The organism is Halapricum desulfuricans, from assembly GCF_017094465.1.
GTDB lineage: Archaea > Halobacteriota > Halobacteria > Halobacteriales > Haloarculaceae > Halapricum.
This window is the reverse complement of the sequence record NZ_CP064791.1, coordinates 2,324,783-2,346,035: the sequence shown is the minus strand read 5'-3', so window position 1 is coordinate 2,346,035 and position 21,253 is coordinate 2,324,783. Positions and strand designations below refer to the sequence as shown.

15 protein-coding genes and 1 pseudogene are annotated in these 21,253 nt (G+C 64.6%); 9 read left to right on the top strand and 7 right to left on the bottom strand.

Annotation, left to right across the window (positions count from 1 at the left end; genetic code table 11):
* Window positions 1-591: 591 nt before the first annotated feature.
* Window positions 592-1,406: pseudogene (locus HSEST_RS14690) on the bottom strand (Gfo/Idh/MocA family oxidoreductase); the annotation flags it as partial.
* Window positions 1,407-1,454: 48 nt separating this feature from the next.
* Window positions 1,455-2,045 carry a dTMP kinase gene (gene tmk / locus HSEST_RS11935; protein ID WP_229122997.1) on the bottom strand — a complete coding sequence of 197 codons (591 nt, stop codon included), beginning with the start codon at window positions 2,043-2,045 and terminating at the stop codon, window positions 1,455-1,457.
* Window positions 2,046-2,184: 139 nt separating this feature from the next.
* Between tmk and HSEST_RS11930 the strand changes: the two genes are divergently transcribed.
* The 7 genes from HSEST_RS11930 (at window position 2,185) to cofG (ending at window position 8,977) form a co-directional block, all read left to right on the top strand.
* Complete coding sequence (locus HSEST_RS11930) at window positions 2,185-3,090, top strand: complex I NDUFA9 subunit family protein (RefSeq protein ID WP_229121151.1); 906 nt, start codon at window positions 2,185-2,187, stop codon at window positions 3,088-3,090.
* Window positions 3,091-3,240: 150 nt separating this feature from the next.
* Window positions 3,241-4,419, top strand: coding sequence for a tubulin/FtsZ family protein (locus HSEST_RS11925; protein ID WP_229121150.1), 1,179 nt, complete (start codon window positions 3,241-3,243; stop codon window positions 4,417-4,419).
* The gene (locus HSEST_RS11920) at window positions 4,388-5,176 is read left to right on the top strand and encodes a hypothetical protein (protein ID WP_229121149.1); all 789 of its coding nucleotides are present in this window, start codon (window positions 4,388-4,390) and stop codon (window positions 5,174-5,176) included. Before HSEST_RS11925 ends, HSEST_RS11920 begins: the two co-directional genes overlap by 32 nt.
* A complete protein-coding gene (gene cofC / locus HSEST_RS11915) occupies window positions 5,176-5,790 on the top strand; it encodes a 2-phospho-L-lactate guanylyltransferase (protein ID WP_229121148.1) in 615 nt (204 codons plus the stop codon). The genes HSEST_RS11920 and cofC overlap by 1 nt, the downstream gene beginning before the upstream one ends.
* A 113-nt stretch (window positions 5,791-5,903) precedes the next feature.
* Entirely contained in the window at window positions 5,904-6,341 is a 438-nt protein-coding gene (locus tag HSEST_RS11910; protein WP_229121147.1) for a GtrA family protein, read from the top strand.
* A 132-nt stretch (window positions 6,342-6,473) separates the two neighbouring features.
* On the top strand, window positions 6,474-7,736 hold the full coding sequence (locus tag HSEST_RS11905; RefSeq protein ID WP_229121146.1) for an MFS transporter: 1,263 nt from the start codon (window positions 6,474-6,476) through the stop codon (window positions 7,734-7,736).
* Between the two features lie 152 nt (window positions 7,737-7,888).
* Window positions 7,889-8,977: a 7,8-didemethyl-8-hydroxy-5-deazariboflavin synthase subunit CofG gene (cofG, locus tag HSEST_RS11900; protein ID WP_229121145.1), complete on the top strand. Its 1,089-nt coding sequence runs from the start codon at window positions 7,889-7,891 to the stop codon at window positions 8,975-8,977.
* Window positions 8,978-9,151: 174 nt separating this feature from the next.
* Here the strand turns inward: cofG and cofH are convergent, their stop codons facing one another.
* Complete coding sequence (cofH, locus tag HSEST_RS11895; protein ID WP_229121144.1) at window positions 9,152-10,498, bottom strand: 7,8-didemethyl-8-hydroxy-5-deazariboflavin synthase subunit CofH; 1,347 nt, start codon at window positions 10,496-10,498, stop codon at window positions 9,152-9,154.
* Window positions 10,499-10,619: 121 nt separating this feature from the next.
* Here cofH and HSEST_RS11890 point away from each other — a divergent pair, with 121 nt between their 5' ends.
* Complete coding sequence (locus HSEST_RS11890; RefSeq protein ID WP_418886553.1) at window positions 10,620-12,200, top strand: MATE family efflux transporter; 1,581 nt, start codon at window positions 10,620-10,622, stop codon at window positions 12,198-12,200.
* A gap of 30 nt (window positions 12,201-12,230) precedes the next feature.
* On the opposite strand, the gene HSEST_RS11885 is transcribed toward HSEST_RS11890, so the two are convergent.
* Window positions 12,231-13,253 (bottom strand): sodium:calcium antiporter, encoded by a 1,023-nt coding sequence (locus tag HSEST_RS11885; protein ID WP_229121143.1) that lies wholly within the window; start codon window positions 13,251-13,253, stop codon window positions 12,231-12,233.
* A gap of 50 nt (window positions 13,254-13,303) precedes the next feature.
* Window positions 13,304-14,185, bottom strand: coding sequence for a universal stress protein (locus HSEST_RS11880; protein ID WP_229121142.1), 882 nt, complete (start codon window positions 14,183-14,185; stop codon window positions 13,304-13,306).
* 66 nt (window positions 14,186-14,251) lie between these two features.
* On the opposite strand from HSEST_RS11880, the gene HSEST_RS11875 reads away from it, so the two are divergent.
* Window positions 14,252-15,307: a phosphoribosylaminoimidazolesuccinocarboxamide synthase gene (locus HSEST_RS11875; protein WP_229121141.1), complete on the top strand. Its 1,056-nt coding sequence runs from the start codon at window positions 14,252-14,254 to the stop codon at window positions 15,305-15,307.
* 33 nt (window positions 15,308-15,340) lie between these two features.
* Here HSEST_RS11875 and HSEST_RS11870 read toward each other — a convergent pair whose 3' ends face one another.
* Both HSEST_RS11870 and HSEST_RS11865 read right to left on the bottom strand, forming a co-directional pair.
* Complete coding sequence (locus HSEST_RS11870) at window positions 15,341-17,764, bottom strand: efflux RND transporter permease subunit (protein ID WP_229121140.1); 2,424 nt, start codon at window positions 17,762-17,764, stop codon at window positions 15,341-15,343.
* A gap of 34 nt (window positions 17,765-17,798) precedes the next feature.
* The gene (locus HSEST_RS11865; RefSeq protein ID WP_229121139.1) at window positions 17,799-20,954 is read right to left on the bottom strand and encodes a COG1361 S-layer family protein; all 3,156 of its coding nucleotides are present in this window, start codon (window positions 20,952-20,954) and stop codon (window positions 17,799-17,801) included.
* Window positions 20,955-21,253 lie beyond the last annotated feature (299 nt).

Below are 21,253 nucleotides of genomic sequence, written 5' to 3'. Positions count from 1 at the left end.
CGACTGGAGCGGTCGGCGCTCGATTATCCGCCGCAACGGAGACTCAGCATCCCGCCCATCCGCTGTCGTTCGTGGACCAGTCATTCTTGTGAGATAATGTGACCACTCGGGAAATAATTTCCCTCTCGAAGTGAATTAATTACTACTCAACAAGAGACACCGTGTCGCTAACTATCGGAACTCCATTTTGCACGCATTTACTTATCCGAAGTCCATCAGGAACGGCGTGACTGATACGGAGGATGCCTCCGTCCCGGTGTTCGGAGTAGGATCTTCCTAACCGTCCAGTCGAAACCCATCTCTGAGTCTTAGAGTGTTCGTAATTCTCCTAAACAATCCAGATGCAGTAGCGCGTCTGAGGTGCACAAGATTCAGGCAAGACAGTTACTATTCGCCTACTCGAACCCTCCCTCTTCAGGTGCACCTTTGCCTCGCTCGTGTTGGGTTCGGTGCGAGATACGCGCTCTCTGTCTTGCCCGAGAGAGGGACGTGTCGGATAGATGTTAGAATGGGCGTACAAGATATCGGGGACGTATCACCACAGATATCGTCGAAACGCGACTTCTGGCAGTGACGATCTCTGATAGAGACAAAATTGGTGTCGGTCAGCAGGTGATGGCCGAAGTACGCGAACTCCTCTTCGAGCTGGTGGACGGGGTCGAATTCGATTTCCGACTCGACGCCATCGCGGACGAGTGTGAGCTCTCGGTCTTCCCGCTCGTAGAACGCGGGATCGAGTAAGAGTTGTCCGTCGGTGCCAGTGATCTCAAGTCGGCTGGCGTGCTGTGCGTTCTGACTCACTGAACAGAGCGCGCGAACGCCATCGGGGAATCGCAACTGGAAGGTGGCGTGTTCGTCGACCGCTTCGAAGGGATCGTGCTCCGAGCGTGTGTGACCGTACACTTCTGTCGGGTCGGCCTCAAGGATGAACCGCGTCGTGTTGAGTGGGTAGATGCCGATGTCCATGAGTGCACACCCGCCCGAGAGGTCGGGGTCCAATCGCCATTGATCGGTCTCCTCGCTCAACTCTCCGAGCATCGACTGTGACATGGTGCCGTGAATGTGGAGGACATCACCGATGAAGTCCCCGCGGAGCAGTTCTTTGAGACGACGCACTACGGGGTCGGTCCGCATCCGAGATCCCACCATCAGGGGGATATCAGCATCGTTGCAAGCGGTCACGAGGCGTCTTGCTCGGTCGAGAGATGCCTCCAGCGGTTTCTCACAGAGGAGAGCAGTGCCCTGATCGGCTGCGATTTCGGCATATTCGAGGGAAGTGCCCACTCGCGGGTGAACCAGCCGAGGCCGACGACTGCAAGCCTGACTGTGTCGTCGACGACAGTTGGATCGAGAGTCTGCCAGTCTCGGTGGGTAAACTCGTCGAAGTACTCGCCGAGAGAGTGCATGACGACTGGATGTCGACCCGGCATCGATAATACCCTTGCTCTGCACGTTCAGAGTCGTTCACGGACGGTTTCGACGACATCACGCTGAACGATGTCCGGCGGCCGCTCGGCGTCGATCCGGACGAACCGCTCGGGCTCGGCCGCGATCAACTGTTCGTAGTTTTCGGCGACCGACTGGAGATAGCCCGTCTGTTCGAACTTGTTTGTCGCGCCCGCCCGCTCGGCTCCGACAGCCGGCGAGACGTCCAGATAGATCGTCAGATCGGGCTCGCGCGTCCAGGGGTCGTGGACCTCGCGGACGAACGCGAGCGGGTCGTCGAGTTCGGGATGGTCCGAAAGCGTCGCTCCCTGATAGGCGTACCGCGAGTCCGAGTAGCGATCCGAAATCACGACCTCGCCCCGGTCGAGCGCGGGCCGGACGACGCGCGAGAGGTGATCGGCGTGGTCGGCCGTATAGAGGAACAGTTCGGCCAGCGGATCGGCGTCGTCGTCGGCGATCGAGCGGGCGACAGCCTCGCCGTACCACGACTCGGTCGGTTCGCGCGTGAACGTCGTCTCGACGCCCAGCTCGGCCGCCCGGAGCGCCTCCCAGGCGCTCGTTTTGCCGCTGCCGTCGATCCCCTCCAGCGTGATGAGCATATCCGCACCTCGCGGCCCCGACCCGTAAACGCCGCGCTTGCCCTCGGCACGGGCGGTCACATCCGTGGACGGTTTCAACTCCCGGCGACCGAACCGGTTGCGCCAGGGATTTATCAAGGATCCGACCCTGTATATCGACATGCGCGTCCTCGTAACCGGCGGTGACGGCTTCGTCGGCCGTCACCTGTGTGCCGAACTGACCGATCGCGACCACGACGTGGTGAGCCTCTCCCGGGACCCTGACCCGTCGGTGTTACCCGACGGCGTCGAGACCGTCCCGGGCGACGTCACCGATCCCGACTCCTTTGGCGACGCGTTCGAGAGTGTCGACGCTGTGGTCAACCTCGTGGCGCTGTCGCCGCTTTTCACGCCCAGCGGCGGCGACGAGATGCACGAACGGATCCACCTCGGTGGCACCGAGAACGTCGTCGCGGCCGCCGAAGCGGCCGGCGTCGATCGCATCGTCCAGATGAGCGCGCTCGGTGCCGACCCGGACGGACCGACCCATTATATCCGGGCGAAAGGACGCGCCGAGGGAGTCGTTCGGGAGTCGGGGCTCGCGGACGTGATCGTCCGGCCGTCGGTCATCTTCGGTGAGGGTGGGGAGTTCGTGAGTTTCACCAAGCGCCTGAAGAAGCTGTTCGCCCCGGGTGTGCCGGTGTATCCTCTACCCGGCGGCGGGACGCAGACGCGATTCCAGCCGATCTGGGTCGGCGATCTGGCACCGATGCTCGCCGACGCGGTCGCCGGGGCATCTCACGCGGGCGAGACCTACGAACTCGGCGGACCGGACGTACTGACGCTCCGGGAGGTCACGGAACTGGTCTACGAGAGCGAGGACCGATCGATCAGGATCGTGAGTCTGCCGATGGGACTGGCCGGCATCGGACTCAAGACGCTGGGGTCCGTCCCCGGGTTCCCGATGGGGGCTGACCAGTACCGGTCGCTGCAGTTCGACAACACGACCGACGACAACGACATCGAGGCGTTCGGCGTCACGGCCGACTCGCTGACGACTCTCGCGGCGTATCTCGGCGTCGAGTGAACGGAGCACGACCGACCAGTCCCGTCCGTCGTGTCAGCGACGAACACCGCCCGGCCGTGTTTGTTTCCACACTTGCCTCGTTATTAGGAGCGATAGTCGGGCACAAGGCTTTTAGTGGTTATACGTCACTTTCCACGTCAAGAACCAGCTATGAAGCTCGCCATGATCGGCTTCGGGCAGGCCGGCGGGAAGATCGTCGACAAGTTCCTGGAATACGACGATCGGACGGGTAGCGGAATCGTCCGGTCGGCCGTGGCGGTCAACACGGCGAAGGCAGACCTGCTCGGACTCGAACGCGTCCCGGAGGAGAACCGCGTATTGATCGGTCAGACACGCGTGAAAGGGCACGGCGTCGGTGCCGACAACGAACTCGGCGCGGAGATCGCCGAGGAGGACATCGACGAGGTCCAGAGCGTCATCGACAACATCCCGGTCCACGAGATCGACGCGTTCCTCATCATCGCCGGTCTCGGCGGCGGGACGGGCTCGGGCGGTTCGCCGGTGCTCGCAAAGCATCTCAAGCGGATCTACACCGAGCCGGTTTATGGCCTTGGCATCCTCCCTTCCAGCGACGAGGGTGGAATCTACACGCTCAACGCCGCCCGGTCGTTCCAGACGTTCGTCCGCGAGGTCGACAACCTCCTGGTGTTCGACAACGACGCCTGGCGCAAGACCGGCGAGTCGATGGAGAGCGGCTACGAGGAGATCAACGACGAGATCGTCAAGCGGTTCGGCATCCTCTTCGGAGCCGGGGAAGTCACCGGTGACAGCGAGGTCGCCGAGAGCGTCGTCGACTCCAGCGAGATCGTCAACACGCTCGCCTCCGGCGGCGTCTCGACGGTCGGATACGCCGCCGAACAGGTCACGAGGGAATCCAGCGGTGGGCTCCTCTCGCGGTTCAAAAGCGACGGCAGCGACGACAACATGGACGCGGCCAACACCACCAATCGGATCACGTCGCTGGTCCGCAAGGCCGCACTCGGCCGGCTGACGCTACCCTGTGAGATCGACGGCGCCGAGCGTGCGCTGCTCGTGCTATCGGGTCCGCCGACGGAACTCAATCGGAAGGGAATCGAGCGCGGCCGCAAGTGGCTCGAAGAGCAGACCGGAAGCATGGAGGTCCGCGGCGGCGACTACCCCGTCTCCGATTCCTCGTACGTCGCCAGCGTCATCCTGCTATCCGGCGTGCACAACGTGCCCCGGATCAAGGAACTCCAGCAGGTGGCCATCGAGGCCCAGGAGAACATCGACGAGATCCGCGCAGAAAGCGAAGAAAACTTAGAGCAGTTGGTCGAAGATGACGAAGATGAACTCGATCCCCTCTTCTAAGGGCACGGCGCTGCTGGTAACGCTGTTGATCGCGATGGCGGCAGTCGGTACTGCCGCTGCGGTCACGACTTCGGAGACGACGGCTCCCGAGGAGGCACAAGTCGACGAGGAAGTGACCGTCGAAGTCACCATCACGGAGCTGTACGAGCCGGATGACGACTGGACGCTCCGGGGGACGACCCAGCTCGACAACGTCACGTCCTGGCAAGTAACTCAGACATCTCTCAACGGCACAACCGTAGAGCCAGACGAGAACTACGCGGGGCAGTCGGAGTTCGAACTGGACGTGTCCTCGGGCGATAGTTTCCGGTCGATAACTATCTCAGTTACCGGTGACGCACCCGATATCGACGACTTCTCCTACAACTCCCCGCAGACGTTCGACGGGATGAAGCTGACGAAAGCCCTCGGTGGCGGCGAATCCGACATCGAGACCGTCGAGATCCACCACTACACTGAGGATAGTCGCGAGGCCCGGAACGCGATCGAAAGCGCAGAGGCCGCGGTCAACGGTACCGACAGCGCCGACGCGGAGTCGGACCTGCAGAACGCGATCGACTGGTACAACGAAGGCGAGTTCGATCGGGCGATCAGCAACGCCGAGAGCGCCGAACAGGCCGCCAATAACGCCCAGGGATCCAACGACACGCCCGTCCTCCTCTACGGGATCGGTGCCATCGTCGTCCTGGTGCTGATCGGTGGCGGCGTCTACTACTACCGCAGCCAACAGCAGGACAGCTACGACAAACTCCGGTAATGGACGTTCTCGTTCCGTTCGACGCTCGCGAGCCGAAAACCCGCCTTTTCCCCGTTCTCGACACCGACGAGCGCCGCGAGTTTGCGCGCGTGATGCTGGCTGACGTCTGTGCGGCCATCGCCGCGACCGATCGTGAGCCGACGGTCCTTTCGACGACCGACGTTGACACCAACTGGCCCGTCGTGGTCGACGATCGACCGCTGAGCGACGCTGTCAACGGCGCCATCGCGGACAGCGACCGGGCGGTCGCGGTCGTCATGGCGGATCTCGCGCTGGCGACGCCCGAATCGCTGGAACGCGTCTTCGCGGCTGACGGCGAGGTCGTCCTCGTGCCGGGGCGGGGCGGCGGGACGAACGCCGTCCTCACTCGTCGGTCCGACTTCCGGGTCGACTATCACGGGGTTTCGATCCGCGACCACCGCAAGCAGGCGGCCGCGATCGGCGTCGAGCCCACGACTGTCGATTCGTTTCGGCTCGCGACGGACGTGGACGAGCCGCCGGATCTCGCGGAAGTCCTGTTGCACAGCGACCGTGCGGCGGCTACCTGGCTTCGTGAGCACGATATCACCCCTGCTGTCTCTGAGGGACGCGTCACGATCGATCGGGGTACATAGCGCGGCCACAACCGATCATCAACGGTATCCACGGTCGACGTGGTTTCACTCGATTGACGAGTCACACATGAAAGCATATATGCGCCCTGAGACGAGACCGACGACTGAATCGCATGGTGTCGATCCCGTTTCGCGACCGGCTCCGCAGTCTGGTCGCGGCCGACCGACTCATGCAGTTTGTCGCGGTCGGAACGATCGGCGCGAGCGTCGATATGTCCTTGCTCGTCCTCTTTCACAGCGTCGCGGGTCTGCCGCTGGTGGTCTCGAAACTCGCCGGGGCGGAGATCTCGTATCTCGTGATGTTCGTGATCAACGAGCGCTGGACGTTCTCGTCGTTCGGTGACTCTTCGTTTCGAGCCCGGATCCGACGGTTCGGAACTTCTAACGGCGTCCGTCTCGGCGGCCTTGTGACGGCTACGGTAGTGCTGCTCACTCTCACGGAGACGGTCGGACTCTGGTATCCGCTGGCTAACGCCGTCGGGATCGGCGTCGGTTTCTTCGTCAACTACACCTTCGAGAGCCTGCTTACCTGGCGTGTGCATCGAAAGTGACGTGCTATCGTGCCCCTCGGATGTGGCGTGCTATCGTGTCCATCGAAGGTGGCGTGCTACCGTGTCTCTCTTTCACGGATCGCCGTCGAACGGAACGGCCTTTCACGGACTGTCTCTAACTCCCGCCACTCGATGAACCCACTTCGGTCGTTTCAGCGGTCGATCGCGTCGCTTCGTGGTGCGGGTCGCGGGCGGATCCTGTTCGCGGTCGCCTCGGGCTGGGGACTGCTGGTCGGGACGCGGATGGCCTATCCCGTGCTCCTCCCGTACATTCAGGACACCTACGGGCTCTCGCTTTCGGTCGCCGGGCTGCTGGTGACGGTCCTCTGGCTCGGCTCGGCGCTCGGACAACTCCCCGGCGGGATCCTGGCCGACCGCTACAGTGAGCGACGCATCATGGCCGTCGGGCTGGCGGCCGTCGCGGTGGCACTGTCGCTTGTCGCCTCGACGAACAGCCCGGTCGTCCTCTTTCTCGCGACGGGACTCGTCGGACTCGGGCTCTCGCTGTATCCCATCGCTCGCATCACCGTGCTGACGGAGATTTATCCGAACGCAGTCGGGCGCGCGCTGGGGGTGACGATGGCGACCGGTGACATCGGCCAGACGGTGCTCCCGCCGGCGGTCGGGTTTGTCGCCGCTGCCGTCGCCTGGCAACTCGGGCTTGGACTCCTCGTGCCGGCCCTGCTCGTCCTGGCTGGGCTCGTCTGGGTCGTCGTCCCCGACGGCGTCGTCGACTCACAGGATATCGAACTGTCGCCGGACCTGGCCAGGGAGGTATTCGCGGCGCTGCGGACGAAGACGATGGCGCTTGTCACTGTCGTTCTCTTTCTGTACATTCTGGTCTGGCAGTCGTTCACCGGCTTTTACCCGACGTATCTCGCCGAGATGAAGGGGCTCTCGGAGCCGGTCGCCGGGTCGATATTCGCGCTGTTTTTCGGCTTCGGCGTCGTCGTGAAGCCGATCGCCGGCTCTGCCTACGATCGGATCGGTATGCGTGGGTCGCTTCTGGCCGTGCTCGTCGGGCCGGTGTTCGGCCTGGCCGCGTTGCCGTTCGTCGAGGGGTTCTGGCCGATCGTGGGGCTCACTGCCGTCATCTCGACGATGCTCGGATCCGGCGCGATCACCCAGTCGTATCTCTCCGACGCGATCCCGGCCGACATCCGCGGGACCGGACTCGGCGTCGTGCGGACGACCGCCGCCTCGCTCGGTTCGCTCGGCCCCGTTGCGTTCGGCTCGATCGCCGAACGCGGCCCTTTCGAAATCCCGATCCCGGACTTCATCTTCGCCGGCACGGACGCACTCGTGTTTTCGGGGTTCGATGTCGGGTATCTCGTCTTCGCGGGGCTGATGGCGCTTATCGTGGTTCTCACGAGTCTGATGCCGGATTCCTCGTAGACTCGCCCGGATATCCGGATTGATACTACCGGCTGTAACTTCGTGGAAATATTCGCCGCCCCGGGGTGGCGAAATTCGTCACGTGATTACAGCCGGCAGTATGAGCGTGGCCGAAAGCCACCCTTTTGCCCCTCTCACTGCTATGCTCGCCCGTGTTTCCGGGATCGGACGACTACGACGTGGACATCGCGATCGACGAGGAGGATGTCGAGCGGTTGCTGACAGTGATGCCTGCGGACGTCGAGCCGGCTGGGGAGCTGACCTTCGCCAGGAACGTCTTCGTTCCACTGACGACGGCCTGTCGGTACACGTGCACGTACTGTACCTACTACGATCCGCCCGGGCAGGCTTCGCTCCTCTCACCGGAGGAGATCCGGGATATCTGTCGAACCGGCGCCGAGCGAGGCTGTACGGAAGCGCTGTTTACCTTCGGTGACGATCCAGACGCTCGATACACCGACGTTCACGACCAGCTGGCCGAGTGGGGTCACGACTCTATCCACGAGTATCTGCGGGCAGCCAGCGAGATCGCCCTGGAGGAGGGGCTACTTCCCCACGCCAACCCCGGCGACCAGACTCGCGAGCAGATGGCGACGGTCGCCGATCTCAACGCCTCGATGGGCGTGATGCTGGAGACGACCGCCGACGTACAGGCTCACGGTGGCCCGCGGGCGAAATCGCCCGGCCAGCGTCTGGCGACGATCCGGACGGCCGGCGAGTTGGGCGTGCCCTTCACGACCGGAATCCTCGTCGGGATCGGCGAGGACTGGCGCGACCGCGCCGAGAGCTTGCTCGCCATCCGCACGCTCCACGAACGGTACGGCCACATTCAGGAGGTGATCGTCCAGCCGGTCGTCGAGAACGAGCGGTGGAACGGCGGCACGCCCGATCTGGCGACGCTGCGGCGGGCGACCGCGATGGCCCGGGCCGCGCTGCCCGAGGCAGTCAGCATTCAGTCCCCGCCGAACCTCGCGCCCGTCAGAGAACTGCTGGACTGTGGGATCGACGACCTGGGCGGCGTCTCGCCGGTGACTGACGATCACATCAACCCGGATCACGCCTGGCCGGCCGTCGAGGAGTTGCGCTCAATCGCTTCGGCGGCGGGTGTCCCCCTGCGCGAACGACTGCCGGTGTACGAACGCTACTACCGCGAGGGATGGTGTCCGGACCGCATCGAGGACGCCATCGAAGCAGCGGACGAAGCCGGCCGGCGGTTCCGTGCGGTGCTGGACGATTCCTGATACTGGTGGCTATACCATTTCGAACTGATCCGGCACGACGGTGTGCCGGATATCTGTACGAACGTATAGCCACCAGTATGAAAGACACTGCCTCATACGGTCGGTTGTACGTCTGTTTCGGATCGATCGCACCCGGTATGCGATCGTACCGGTAAATCGGTACAACCCACCGTATCAGAGCAGCGGTGTCCCGTCGGCCTTCGGGCCGAGTGTCGGCCCGTGGGGTGGCTCACTGTCGATCCGGCGACGCTGCCGGTAGTCGGTCGAGCGCTCGACGGGGATCCGACCGATCGACTCGATCAACTCGACGTACTGATCGAACGAGCGATACTCGCCGAACTCGCCGCCGGCGCGTTTGGTGATCTCCTCGGAGAGGATCGTCCCCATAAAGTCGTCCGCCCCGGCGTTGAGCATCTTCAGGCCCTGCTCGTCGCCGTACTTGACCCACGAAGCCTGGATGTGCTCGATGTTATCGAGGAACAGTCGCGAGACGGCGATCAGCAACTCGTCTTCGTGGACGCTTGGCCCGCCTTCAACCATCCCGTAGTCGTACAGCGGCGTGTTCTGGTGGACAAAAGATAGCGGGACGAACTCCGTGATCGCGCCCGTCCGGTCCTGCAGATCGCGAACGCGGTCGAGATGGATCGCCCGGTGGGCCTCGTTCTCGACGTGGCCGTACATGATCGTCGCGGTGACGTCCAGCCCGACCCTGGCGGCGGCCGCCATCGCTTCCAGCCAGCCGTCGGTGTCGATCTTGCCGGGACAGATGACGTCCCGTACCTCGTCGACGAGAATCTCGGCGGCCGTCCCCGGCGCCGAATCCAGGCCGGCATCGACGAGTCGACGGTAGACCTCCTCGTAGCTCCAGTCGGTGCCGCGGCGCGCGTGGGCGGCCTCCTCAGGGGTCATCGAGTGGACGTGGACGCCGTCGACGCTCATGGCCTCGATCTGTTCGACGTAGGTGCCCGGGTCGACCTCGTAGGCCGCCGGTGAGCGGTAGTTCAGGTCGCCGCGCTCGCTGGCCTCCAGGAGCTCGCGGTGTTCGGAATCGAGCGCCAGCGCGGGATGGAGCCCCGAGACGGATGTCACCTCGTAGATCCCGCGATCGACGGCGTCGGCGACGATCTCCCGGGACTGTTCGGGCGTCTTCGTGAACCCGCCGTGATCATCGTCGTTGGCTTCGAGGAACTGATCGGAGCGGTCCTTGAAGTTGCAGAACAGACAGCCCGTGTTGCAGGCGGTCGTGACGTTGTTGTTGAGGTTGGCGACGAACGTGACTTCCTGACCGACGACCTCGGCACGGCGGCGGTCGGCAACCTCCAGTACGGCCTCCTTGCGCTCGCGGTCGATCCCCGCGGTGTCGCTGCCGGTCGTCAGCAGTTCGATCGCGTCCGCGACCGCCAGCCGCGTCCCGTCGCGAGCCTTCGCCAGCGCGTTCTCGAAGTGCTGGTCACTCGTGGGGCGATGCTCGAAATCGAGCGCGCCCCCGGCGGTGTTCGTCCCCGATTCGAAGGCAACCATCAGTTCGACACGGGGCTGCGAGCGTGAAAACGGCACGGGTCGCGTCGCGGTTGTCCTGTATCGAAACTGACGCGCTGACGCCCGGCAAACGCAACGCTGATTTGCCGGACCCCCGTCCGGTATTGCAGTGACAGATCCCACCGACGAGGAGTCCGATCGCTCTTCGTGGGACGAGACCGATCGGCGATCGCCCTCCGATGAACGCGACGATCCGTCCTCCGGGCCGGGCGACGAGCCGGCCGATTCGATCACGGAGGGCGGTCTGATCGGCCCGCTGATCAAACTCGCGTGGCCGATCATCGTCATCCAGTTGCTGCAGGTCACCTACAACATCGCCGACACGCTCTGGCTCGGGCGGCTCTCGACGGACGCCGTCGGCGCGATCAGCCTCGCATTCCCGCTGATCTTCCTGCTGATCGCGGTCGCCGGCGGGTTCACCACCGCGGGTGCGATACTCGTCGCCCAGTACACCGGGGCGAAAGGCGAGCGATCTGCGGGGCTGGTCACCGGTCAGACCGTCACGTTCGTCTCGCTTTTGTCGGTCGTGATCGGGATCGTCGGGTACTTCTACACCCGACCGGCCCTGGAGTTGCTCCCTAGCGATCCTCAGACGTCCGCCGCGGTCATTCCGCTGGCGGCCGACTATATGGAGGTCATCTTCCTGGGAATCCCGCTGATGTTCGGATTCTTCGTCTTCTCGGCGCTGATGCGCGGGTACGGCGACACGCGGACGCCGATGTTCGTGATGGCGATCTCGGTCGGGCTGAACGTCGTGGTCGATCCGATCTTCATCTTCGGCTTCCAGTCTAACCCGCTCTTTGGGATGCTCGGGCTGGGTGGACTCGAAGCGGCGCTGCAGTCGGCGACCGGCTTTACCGGGATGGGGATCGGCGGAGCCGCCCTGGCGACGATCCTCTCGCGCGGCGTCGCGACCGCGATCGGGCTGTACCTGCTGTTCGCGACCGGGATCGGCCCCGCCGTGTCGCTCTCGCATCTCCGCCCGGATCTGGGCGTCATCGAGGACATCATCAGGCTGGGGACGCCCAGCATGGTCGAGCAGTCCGCGAGCGCGCTGGCGATGATCACGCTCACGGCAGTCGTTGTCACGTTCGCGCCGCCGGTCGTGGCCGCCTACGGGCTGGGCAACCGGCTCATCTCGCTTGTGTTCCTGCCGGCGATGGGGCTTGGGCGGGCCATCGACACGATGGTCGGCCAGAACCTCGGAGCCGACCGCGCCGACCGGGCGGCACGGGCGACGTGGCTCGCGGCCGGGACCGGCGCGGGCGTCATGCTCGTTGTCGCCGTGGTCGCGCTGGCGTTCACCGAGCCCATCGTCAGCGTCTTCCTCGGCAGCGGCGTCGAGGATCGGATCGAAACGATCGGTCTCGGCGTCGAGTACGTCCGGATCCGGTCGGTCGAGTTCGCCTTCATCGGCGTCTCGCAGGTGCTCTTCGGCGCGTTCCGCGGGGCCGGGAACACCCGGACGGCGATGGTACTGTCGATCCTGACGCTGTGGGTCGGGCGCGTCGGCACGATCGCACTCCTGGTGTTCGGGCTCGGCTGGGACGCGACCGGGATCTGGGTCGGGATGGCGATGGGTAATATCGTCGGCGCACTCATCGCCATCCCGTGGTTCCTCCGGGGGACCTGGAAGGACAAGTACATCGAGGAGAGCGTCGACGGTGAGGAAGCTGTCGCGTAGATCTTTCTGTCGCCAGATCCCCCTGTCTTATCAGTTCGGCAGCAGATTCACCGCGTCGCTCACCGTTTCCAGGACGACCCAGCCGACGAAGACGAGATAGGAGACCAACAGCGCGTACGACTCGGCGTCCGACAGGGCCAGACCGGTCCGCAACACGGTAAACAGCAGGATCGTCGCCAGCGTCAACACGCCGAACATCGGGATCGCCATTGCGAAGTTGATCGTCGTGCTCCCGGCGATGAGCACGCCCACTGGGATCGCCACGAGCAGGTCGAAGGTGTTGCTGCCGAGGACGTTCGCCAGCGAGGCCACTCCGCGGTTGTTCCGGGCGGCGCGGACGCTGACAAGTCCGTCGGGGAGGCTGGTCGCACCCGCGACGATTGTCACACCCATAATGAACCCGGGCACGCCCAGCGCGGAGCCGATGATATCAACCGAGTGAACCAGCCGCTCGACGGCGACCAGAATGACAACCAGGCCCGCCACGAGCAGTCCCCACTGGCGGGTGGCGTCGATGCCGTCGGCGTCCGACGGGTCAGCGTCGTAGTCGGCGGTGTCCTGATACTGGATGAAGACGTACAGCCCGTACAGCCCCAGCGGGATCAGCGCAAGCGGACGCGTGATATCGCCCGCGAGGTCGGCGGCGTCGGGCGCGGGATAGTAGATCACGCCCAGCGCGAAGGTGATCACGAGTACCGAGACCGCGAGCATGTAGAACTGCGCTTCCTTGTAGACCAGCGTCCGGTTGGACTCGATGTCCTCGTCGGTGGCGATGCCGGCGACCGCGGGGATCACGAGGATATTGAAGATCGCCGACCCGACGATCGCCCCCACGCCGAGTTCGAGGTCGCCGACCGTGATTGCGGCGAAGACGACCGTCGCCAGTTCGGGGAAACTCGATCCCACGGCGGTGACGATCGACCCCTGGACGACCTCCGGGAGCCCGTAGTAGGCCGCAAGCTTCTCGCTTGCGCCTTCGAGCCACCCGCTTCCGAGCCAGATCGCTCCCGTCGTCACGAGGATGATCGCGACATCGACTACCAGCGTCGCCATTAGGTCGGTGGTCGGCCGTCGGCTGTAACTATCTACCGATCGCTACCCTTCTACAGCAACGCTCGGGGGCCGTTTCGGACCGTGATGACCGGCACCGGAACCGACCGGACGGCCTTCTCGGCGACGCTGCCGAGCAGGATCCGTTCGACCCCCTGGCGACCGGTCGTCCCCATCACGACGGCGTCGATTCCCTCGCGCTCGACGACGTCACGAATCTCCGCCGCGGGCGACCCGGTTTCGACGTGGCTCGTCACGGCACCCATCCCTTCCTTCTGGGCGGCGTTCTCGATGGTTTCGACGGCCTCTCTCGCGTGTTGCTCGCCCGCGCTGGCCAGTTGCTCCGTCCGGGCGTCCGAACCGAAGGCCCCGGTGTCGATGACCGACAGCGCGTGTATTTCGGCGTCCATCGCGGTCGCCAGATCGAAGGCGTGTTTCGCCGCGCTCTCGGCCGCCTCGCTCCCGTCAGTCGGCACGAGGAGCCGGTCGAACGGGACGACGAACTTCTCGTCGCTGGCCATCCGGGCCGTCAGGACGGGAGTCTCCGAGAGGCGGACGACCTTTTCGGTAACGCTCCCGAGCAGGTACCGTGACAGGCCGCTGCGCCCCTGTGTCGGCATCACGATCACGTCGAAGTCGTGCTCGTCGCCGTATTCGACGATCGTCTCCGCGGGCGTCCCCTGGACGACGTCCGTCGTGTATTGCACCTCGAGCGTATCGAGCGCGCCACCTCCTTCCGTGAGGATCTCCTCTCCCCGCTCGATCAGGCCGTCGACGACCTCGCCGCCGACACGCGTGACGCTGGCCTCGTTGGTGTCCGCGACGTACAACAGCCGGATCGAGCCGTCCGCCCAGTGGGCGAGCTCGCCCGCGTGGTGGAGTACTTCGGCCGCCCCGTCGCTCCCGTCGAACGGAAAGAGGATCTTTTCGTACATCCCAACTAGAGTGTTTCTCGCGAGTCGATGTGAAACCCTATGGTGGTCCGGGGGGAAACGCCGCCAATGACCAGCGTCAAAGACTTCCGCGTCGACGAGGAGCCGACCGCCGAGGCACTCGGCCGCGGGGCGTTCGTGTTCACCGACGACTACTCCGTGTTCGACTGGGGGAAGATGCCCGACGAGATACCCCACAAGGGCGCGTCGCTGTGCGCGATGGGCGCACGCAACTTCGAGCTGCTCGAACAGAACCACGTCCCGACACACTACGAGGGCGTCGCCATCGACGGGGACGCGGTCGGGGCCGCGGACTCGCGGGTGACGGTGGATCTCGCGGACGCGCTCGCCGCCGGGGTCGCGCCCCGCGAGATGGCGATCTCGCTGACACAGGTCCCCGACCTTCCCCACGACGGTGACGACTACGATTACGACGCCTACCACGACGCCGCCGGGGAGAACTATCTGATCCCCCTGGAGATCGTCTTCCGGAACACTGTCCCGGTCGGGTCCTCGCTGCGCAAGCGCACTGACCCCGCCGATCACGGCCTGGACTACAATGTCTGGCCCGACGAGCCGGTCGACCTTCCCCAGCCGGTCGTCGAGTTCTCGACGAAATACGAGCGCCAGGACCGGTATCTCGACCGTGAGGAGGCCGACCGGATCGCCGGGACGGTCGATATCGACCGGCTGGAAGAGCTCGCGCTGTCGGTCGATCACATCCTGAACCGGCAGGCCGAGCGGGCCGGGTTCGTCCACGAGGACGGCAAGATCGAGTGTCTCTACTATCGGGGCGAGATCCGCGTCGCCGACGTGGTCGGCACCTTCGACGAGAACCGCTTTTCCTACGACGGCCAGGAGGTCAGCAAGGAGGTCATCCGCCAGTACCACAAGCGCACCCAACCCGAATGGGTCGAGGCCGTCTCCGAGGCCAAATCCGAGGCCGACGAGCGTGGGGTCGCCGACTGGAAGTCGCTGTGCGATCGCACTCCGGAGCCGCTCGACGACGCCGTGATCGAGGCCGCGAGCGATCTCTACTGTGCCGGCACGAACGCCTACGTCGGCAGCGATATCTTCGACGCCCCCGATATCGGGGACGCCGTCGAAGCCGTGCAGGAATTGTAGGACTGCGAGGAACCAGTCGATTCCGCGCCGAACTCACCCGAACAGCCGTGCCCACGCACGCAGTGCGAGCGGCAGAACGACGATGGCAGTCACGTACGAGTAGAAGGTGCTGATCGCGGTCAACAGTCCGAACTGCCCGAGAATGGGGTTGACCGCCAGGGTCATACACGCGACGCTGCCGGAAGTAGTGAGCATGCTCGCGGTGACGCCGCCGCCGGTGCCCCCGAGCGTCGTCAACAGCGAGCCGTGGACGTCCCCGCGCTCGTCGTACTCGTCGATGAAGCGATGGACGATGTGGACGGAATAGGCGACGCCGAGCCCGATCGTGATCGCCAGGATCGTCGCCGTCAGCGCGTTGAACGCGATCCCGAGCACCGGCATCGAGCCGACGAGCATGACGACGGCGACGACGATCGGGGCCATCGTCGCCAGTCCGAGCGACCACCGCCCTTCCAGCAGGCCGAACACGACCACGAGGAAGACCGCCGTCAGACCGAACGCGACTGCGAAACTCACCACGGCAGAGGACATCAGCGCCTCGGTCAGCGCCCGGAAGACGATCGTGTCCCCGGTCGCCTCCGCGTCGAAGTGTACGTCCGCCGCGAACGCGCGTGAGTCCGCGGTGATCTCCTTCTGGGTCGAACTCGATTCGACCTGGTAGACGACCTTCGTCGCGCGGCGGTCCTCGGTGAGGTACTGCTCGGCTTGATCGGCGTACTCCGAGCGCAACAGCTCCGCGTAGATCGCATCGAGGTTCCGGTCGGGGACGCCGTTGTCGGTGAGGTCGTTGCGCTCGACCATCGCCGCGAACTCAGGGTCTTGGTTTGCGTAGGTCCGGATGACCGAAATCAGGCCCTGCGAGACCGCACGCCCGTCCTCGCGGACGAACGACGGGGGCGGATCCGCCCCCGCACGATGGACGACTTCGAGGGCGTTGTCCTGCTCCATCGGCCCCTCGACGTAGACGGTCACCTGTTCGGTGTTGGTCGTCTCGAAGGTGTCTTTGATGTAATTCGACGTGTCAGTAATCTCGAACTCGGAGGGGGCGATCTCTTCGGGAATGACCTCGATCTGTGGCGGATGGTCGGCGTAGGGCAGGAAGTCCTCGGTCTCGAACTTCGACTCGACGTTGGTCGCCGACGCGCCGGCCGCGCCGGTGATCAGCAGGATCACCGCCAGCAGTGCGAACGGATGGCGTTTGGCGACGACGGCGCTTGATCGAAGCGCGGCGCCCAGACGGGAGTCCTCCCCGCCGAATGGCGCGATCGAGAACTGTCCGATCCCCAGCGCTGCCCGACGGCGGTCGGTCGCGAGCTTCAGCGCGGGCAGGAAGATCCCGAACACAAAAAAGGTGAAGACGAGTCCGACCGCGACGACGAGGCCGAACTCCCGGACCGGTTCGAGCTTGCTGGTGACGTTTGCTAGAAAGCCGATGACGGTCGTCACCGTGACGATGAAGAAGGCAACTAGCAACTGATCGTTGGCCAGCAGCATGCTCTCGCGGGGCTCGGCGCCGTCGACCCGCTCCTCGCGGTAGCGGTTGACGGCGTGAATCCCGAAGTCGATCCCCACGCCGAGCAAAATCACCGGGACGGCGATCATCATGAGGTTGAACCTGATGCCGGCATAGCCCATGAACCCGAACGTCCAGACGAGCGCGAAGATCAGGCTCACGAGCGCTAGCAACAGATCGATCGGATCCCGGTAGGCGAGCACGAGACACAGCAGGATGAACACGACCACCGCCGGCACGATCAACGACAGCGACTCGAAGATCGCCTGATCGAACCCGGCCTGCTGGATCGCCGCGCCGAAGACCCGGATGTCCCCGTCCGCGGTTTCAGCGGTGCCTTTCATCCGCTCCTGGATGGATTCCAGCGTCGCCTGATCGCCTTCGGGGACTGTGTGTGTGACGACAACGATCGTCGCGGATGCCCGCGGCTCCTCGAGGTTGCGGTCCTCGCTCAACACCTGTGTGATCCCCGGTCTGCGATCGAGCAACGTTCTGGCTGCGTCCCGTATCTCGGCCGGTGACGCCGTCTCGACGGCCTGAATCCGCTGTTCGGGCGTCGTCGCGAACGGATCGAGCACCTGTGCGATCCCGGTCGCGAGCCCGGTCGTCTCGCGCACCCGCAACGACGGGTCGGACTGGAGATCCTGCTGGAGTTCGAGCGTCCGCAACACGGCGCGCTTGCTGAAGACGTTCTCGTCGGTGACGACGAGCTGTGTCGTGTCCTCGCCCGTCTCGAAGGTCGCGCCGAACTGATCGTCGACGTACTGCTGGGTGTCGTGTTCCGGGACGCTCTCGAAGAACCGATCGGTCCCGGAGTCGATCTCGACGCCGCTGAGTCCGCCGGCGAACACGGCCGTCACGAGCAGGAACGCGACGACGATCCGCTCGGGGTTGTCGACGATCCAGTGACTCAGCGCGTCGAGCACGCGCTCGTGATCGATCACCGCCTCTCACCCCTGGCTCGCGTGGTCATGGTAGTCAGCTGCTCAGTCGCTCGCGTAGCGCGCTAACGAGATCGAACCACCAGACCAGCAGCGCGATGGCGACCAGGACCAGGACGAGCCCGCCCCCGATGAACGCCGGACTGAGGCCAGAATCGGAGACTTCGACGGTCACCGGCACTCGGTAGGTATCCGAGAGTTGACTCTCGCCGCGAGCGTTATCGTACCGGAAATCCACCGAGACGGAGTAGTCTTTGGCCATCGCGCTCGCGCCGACTGACAGGTCGAACGTCACCGTCTCCGACTCGCCGGGTTCGAGCGACGAGACGAACGCCTCGTCGTCACTGCTGTCGAGCGGATCGTCGCTGAACAGTTTCGCCTGGACGTTCGAGACAGTCTCGTTGCGCTGGTTGGTGACGGTGAGTGTCAGCGATCCACCCCCTCCGGGATTGAACGACCCGTCCGTGCGCTCGATCGAGAAATCGTCACGCTCGGGCCGGACCTCGACGGAGAGGTCCCGCGAGTCGGTCTGCTGGACCGTCCCCTCGCTGCCGCGATACCGCGTGGAGAGTTCGAACAGCTTCGGGCCGTGTGCGGCCTCCCCGGTGACGCCGACGCGATAGCGGAACGTCGCGGACTCGCCCGGTTCGAGCCGTCCCACCGCGTAGCGCGTGTTGTAGAAGTTGATCGCCTGCCGGTCGTTCGCGACGGTGACGACGACGCCGTCGACGGTCCGGTTCGCGCGGTTCGTGACTTCCCCGATTAGGTCGCCCTCCTCGCCGACGTAGAGGTCGCTCTCGACGCGCTCGAAGTCGAACGTCTGCTCGGGCGCGGGTTCGATCCCGACTGTCGTCGATCGAGTTGGCATATCGTCGCCGTATTCGTTCTCGTAATCGACGCTGAGATCCGCCGTGTAGGCCTGCCGGATCGCGTTCTCGTCGAATCCGCCCCGGAGCGTCACCGTCCGGGTCTCGCCCGCGGCCCACTCGCCGATGTAGGCGGCCGAGGTCGGGGTTCCCGTTTGGGGCGGTTCGAAGGAGAACCCGCCCGGGGCCTCGACCGGGTCCTGTGCGCCGCCCGTTCCGAAGAACAGCGCGTCGACGTTCGAACTGGCCGTCAGCGTCGCGTCGGTCGCGTTCAACGGCCCCTCGTTTCGCAACGTCACCTCGATCAGTCCGCTGTCGCCGATCGGAACCCCGTGATCGACTGATTCGACTGTGAACTGCGGACGCTCCCGCGGCGTGAACTGGACGTACTCGGTGCGGGTGTTGTCGTTGTTCTGGCTGTCAGTGTACTGGAACTGCAACTCGATGGGATAGCTCCGGTCGGCGACCGCGTTCGCGGTCGTTCCCGGACGGAAGGTGAGCTGTCTTCGCTCGCCCGCCCTCCAGGTCTCGACGAACGCCGTCCCCGACGGGGAGGCTTCCGAGCCGAGATAGACCTCCGAATCCGGGGATGTCGCGGTTACTGTCACTTCCGAGATGTTCCGTGGGACCGCACTGGTCACGTTGACAGTCAGGTATCCGGTTCCCTCGCGAGGGACCTGCTGGTCGACCGTCCGAACCGAAAAATCCGGTCGCGCCCGCGGCGTGAACTGGACGTACTCGGTGCGGGTGTTGTCGTTGTCCTCGCTGTCGGTGTATTCGAACTGCAACTCGATGGGATAGGAGCGATCGACGGCGCTGTCGTCCGTGCCGGCCCGGAAGGTGAGCTGCTGGGAGTCGCCGTCGTCCCACTGTTCGAATCGTGTCGTCGCCGACTGAGAGGCCTCTGTGCCGAGATACACCGCCGTGTCGGGGGCCGTCGCGGTGACGGTGACGTCCTCGATGTCCTTGCCGACGATCTGCGTGACGTTCATCGTGATGGTGCCCTCACCGGCCTGGGGCACGCTGTGGGCGAGCTCCCTGACGCGAAACTCGCTTCGCTCGCGTGGGGAGAACTCGACTGTCGTCGTCCGCGTGTTGTCGTTGTCCTCGCTGTCGGTATACTGAAACTCCAGTTCGATCGGATAGGAGCGGTTGACGGCGCTGTCGTCGGTCCCGGCCCGGAAGGTAAGTTGGCGGGCCTGCCGGGCACCCCACTGATCGAACTGCGTGGACGAGGACCGCGAGCCCTGGGATCCGAGATACACGTCACCGTCGTTGGTGGTCGCGGTGACGGTGACGTCTTCGAGGTCCTTGCCGGCGGTATGGGTCACGTTCATCGTGACGGTGCCTTCACCGCCACGGGGCACGTCGTGGGTCAACTCCCCGACGGTAAAGCGCGTCCGCTCGTCCGGGACGATCGAAAACGAGTCGGACTGACTCGCCTGGTTGTCGTCGCTGTCGGTGTACTGGACCGTCGCGTCGATCGGATAGGGTCGATCGACCGCGCTCTCGACGGTCCCCGCGCGGAACCGGCGCACCTTCGTTTCCCCGGCTCCCAGATCACCGATATTCGTCTCGGAGGTTGCCGTGCCCGAGCCGAAATAGAAGTCGGAGTCGCTCGAACTCAGCGATAGCGTCGCGTCCGTGACACCCTCGCCGCCGTCGTTGTGCACGTTGACGTAGACGATCCCCTCGCCTCCGACGGGGACGTCGTGGTAATCGTACTCGACCGCGATGTCGGGTTCGGGCTCGATCTCGACGGTGATTGTACTGGTTTCCGTCCGATTGATGACTTCTTCGCTGTACTGGTACTCGCCGTCGGCGACCTCGTCGTAGGTGACGTTCTTCGCGTGGCGGTAGTCGGTCGTGACGTTCACCTCGTAGGTGCCCGGTTCGGCGTCCTCCTCGACCTGTACGTCGAACGTGTACGGCCCGCCCGTGTCGCCGTCCTGGATCGTGCCGGCCTGCTGTGCCCCCGTCTCGACTGTCAACGGCGCGTCCCGTGTATCACTGACGTTGACCTCGATCGACCGTGCCTCACCGGCCCGCTCGCGCGCCCCGGCCGGGTGGGTCTCGTTGTTGTCGTCGATCTCGGCGTTGTTCGTCAGGCTGACCGAAATCGAGCCGTCTTCTCCGGGCGTCAGCTGCGCGTCGGGCGCGCTGGCGTTGAGATACGGCGTCCCTTCGACGTATCCGGACGTGGCTGCCCTGGCGATACCCGTCTCGAACGTGATGACGCCGCCGATCGAACTCGCCACGAGCAGGGTCACGAGCGCGAGCGCGACGATCCGTTCGCCTCGGCCCCCCGATCGCCGCGTTCGGGTCATGCACGACCGCCCCCGATCCGTCCACCACCAACGTTTCCGGGACGATCGTCCCGTGATGTCACCCGCCTCAGAGCCGTTCGGTCGCGATAGTTATCGTCTAGTGGGCGTACTCGTCTCTCCGGTCCGACCAACCGGTCCGCCGAAGTCGACGCGACGACAGTATCTGTCCGGTCGCTCGTGGCGTACATCGTTCTCTATCCGTAGCTCTGTGGTGAGTGCTCATAAGCGTTTGACAACTCGACACGAGTTTACAATTTATAATTCCGCGCTATCACGGTCCCGACAGCGGACAGCGTTCG

Bases quoted from the DNA above. Each gene is read 5' to 3' on its own strand.
- tmk (WP_229122997.1), bottom strand. From the start codon at position 2,045: ATGCTCATCACGCTGGAGGGGATCGACGGCAGCGGCAAAACGAGCGCC.
- HSEST_RS11920 (WP_229121149.1), top strand. From the start codon at position 4,388: ATGACGAAGATGAACTCGATCCCCTCTTCTAAGGGCACGGCGCTGCTG.
- HSEST_RS11885 (WP_229121143.1), bottom strand. From the start codon at position 13,253: ATGGCGACGCTGGTAGTCGATGTCGCGATCATCCTCGTGACGACGGGA.
- HSEST_RS11880 (WP_229121142.1), bottom strand. From the start codon at position 14,185: ATGTACGAAAAGATCCTCTTTCCGTTCGACGGGAGCGACGGGGCGGCC.
- HSEST_RS11925 (WP_229121150.1), top strand. From the start codon at position 3,241: ATGAAGCTCGCCATGATCGGCTTCGGGCAGGCCGGCGGGAAGATCGTC.
- HSEST_RS11905 (WP_229121146.1), top strand. From the start codon at position 6,474: ATGAACCCACTTCGGTCGTTTCAGCGGTCGATCGCGTCGCTTCGTGGT.
- HSEST_RS11865 (WP_229121139.1), bottom strand. From the start codon at position 20,954: ATGACCCGAACGCGGCGATCGGGGGGCCGAGGCGAACGGATCGTCGCG.
- HSEST_RS11930 (WP_229121151.1), top strand. From the start codon at position 2,185: ATGCGCGTCCTCGTAACCGGCGGTGACGGCTTCGTCGGCCGTCACCTG.
- HSEST_RS11875 (WP_229121141.1), top strand. From the start codon at position 14,252: ATGACCAGCGTCAAAGACTTCCGCGTCGACGAGGAGCCGACCGCCGAG.
- HSEST_RS11910 (WP_229121147.1), top strand. From the start codon at position 5,904: ATGGTGTCGATCCCGTTTCGCGACCGGCTCCGCAGTCTGGTCGCGGCC.
- cofH (WP_229121144.1), bottom strand. From the start codon at position 10,498: ATGGTTGCCTTCGAATCGGGGACGAACACCGCCGGGGGCGCGCTCGAT.
- cofC (WP_229121148.1), top strand. From the start codon at position 5,176: ATGGACGTTCTCGTTCCGTTCGACGCTCGCGAGCCGAAAACCCGCCTT.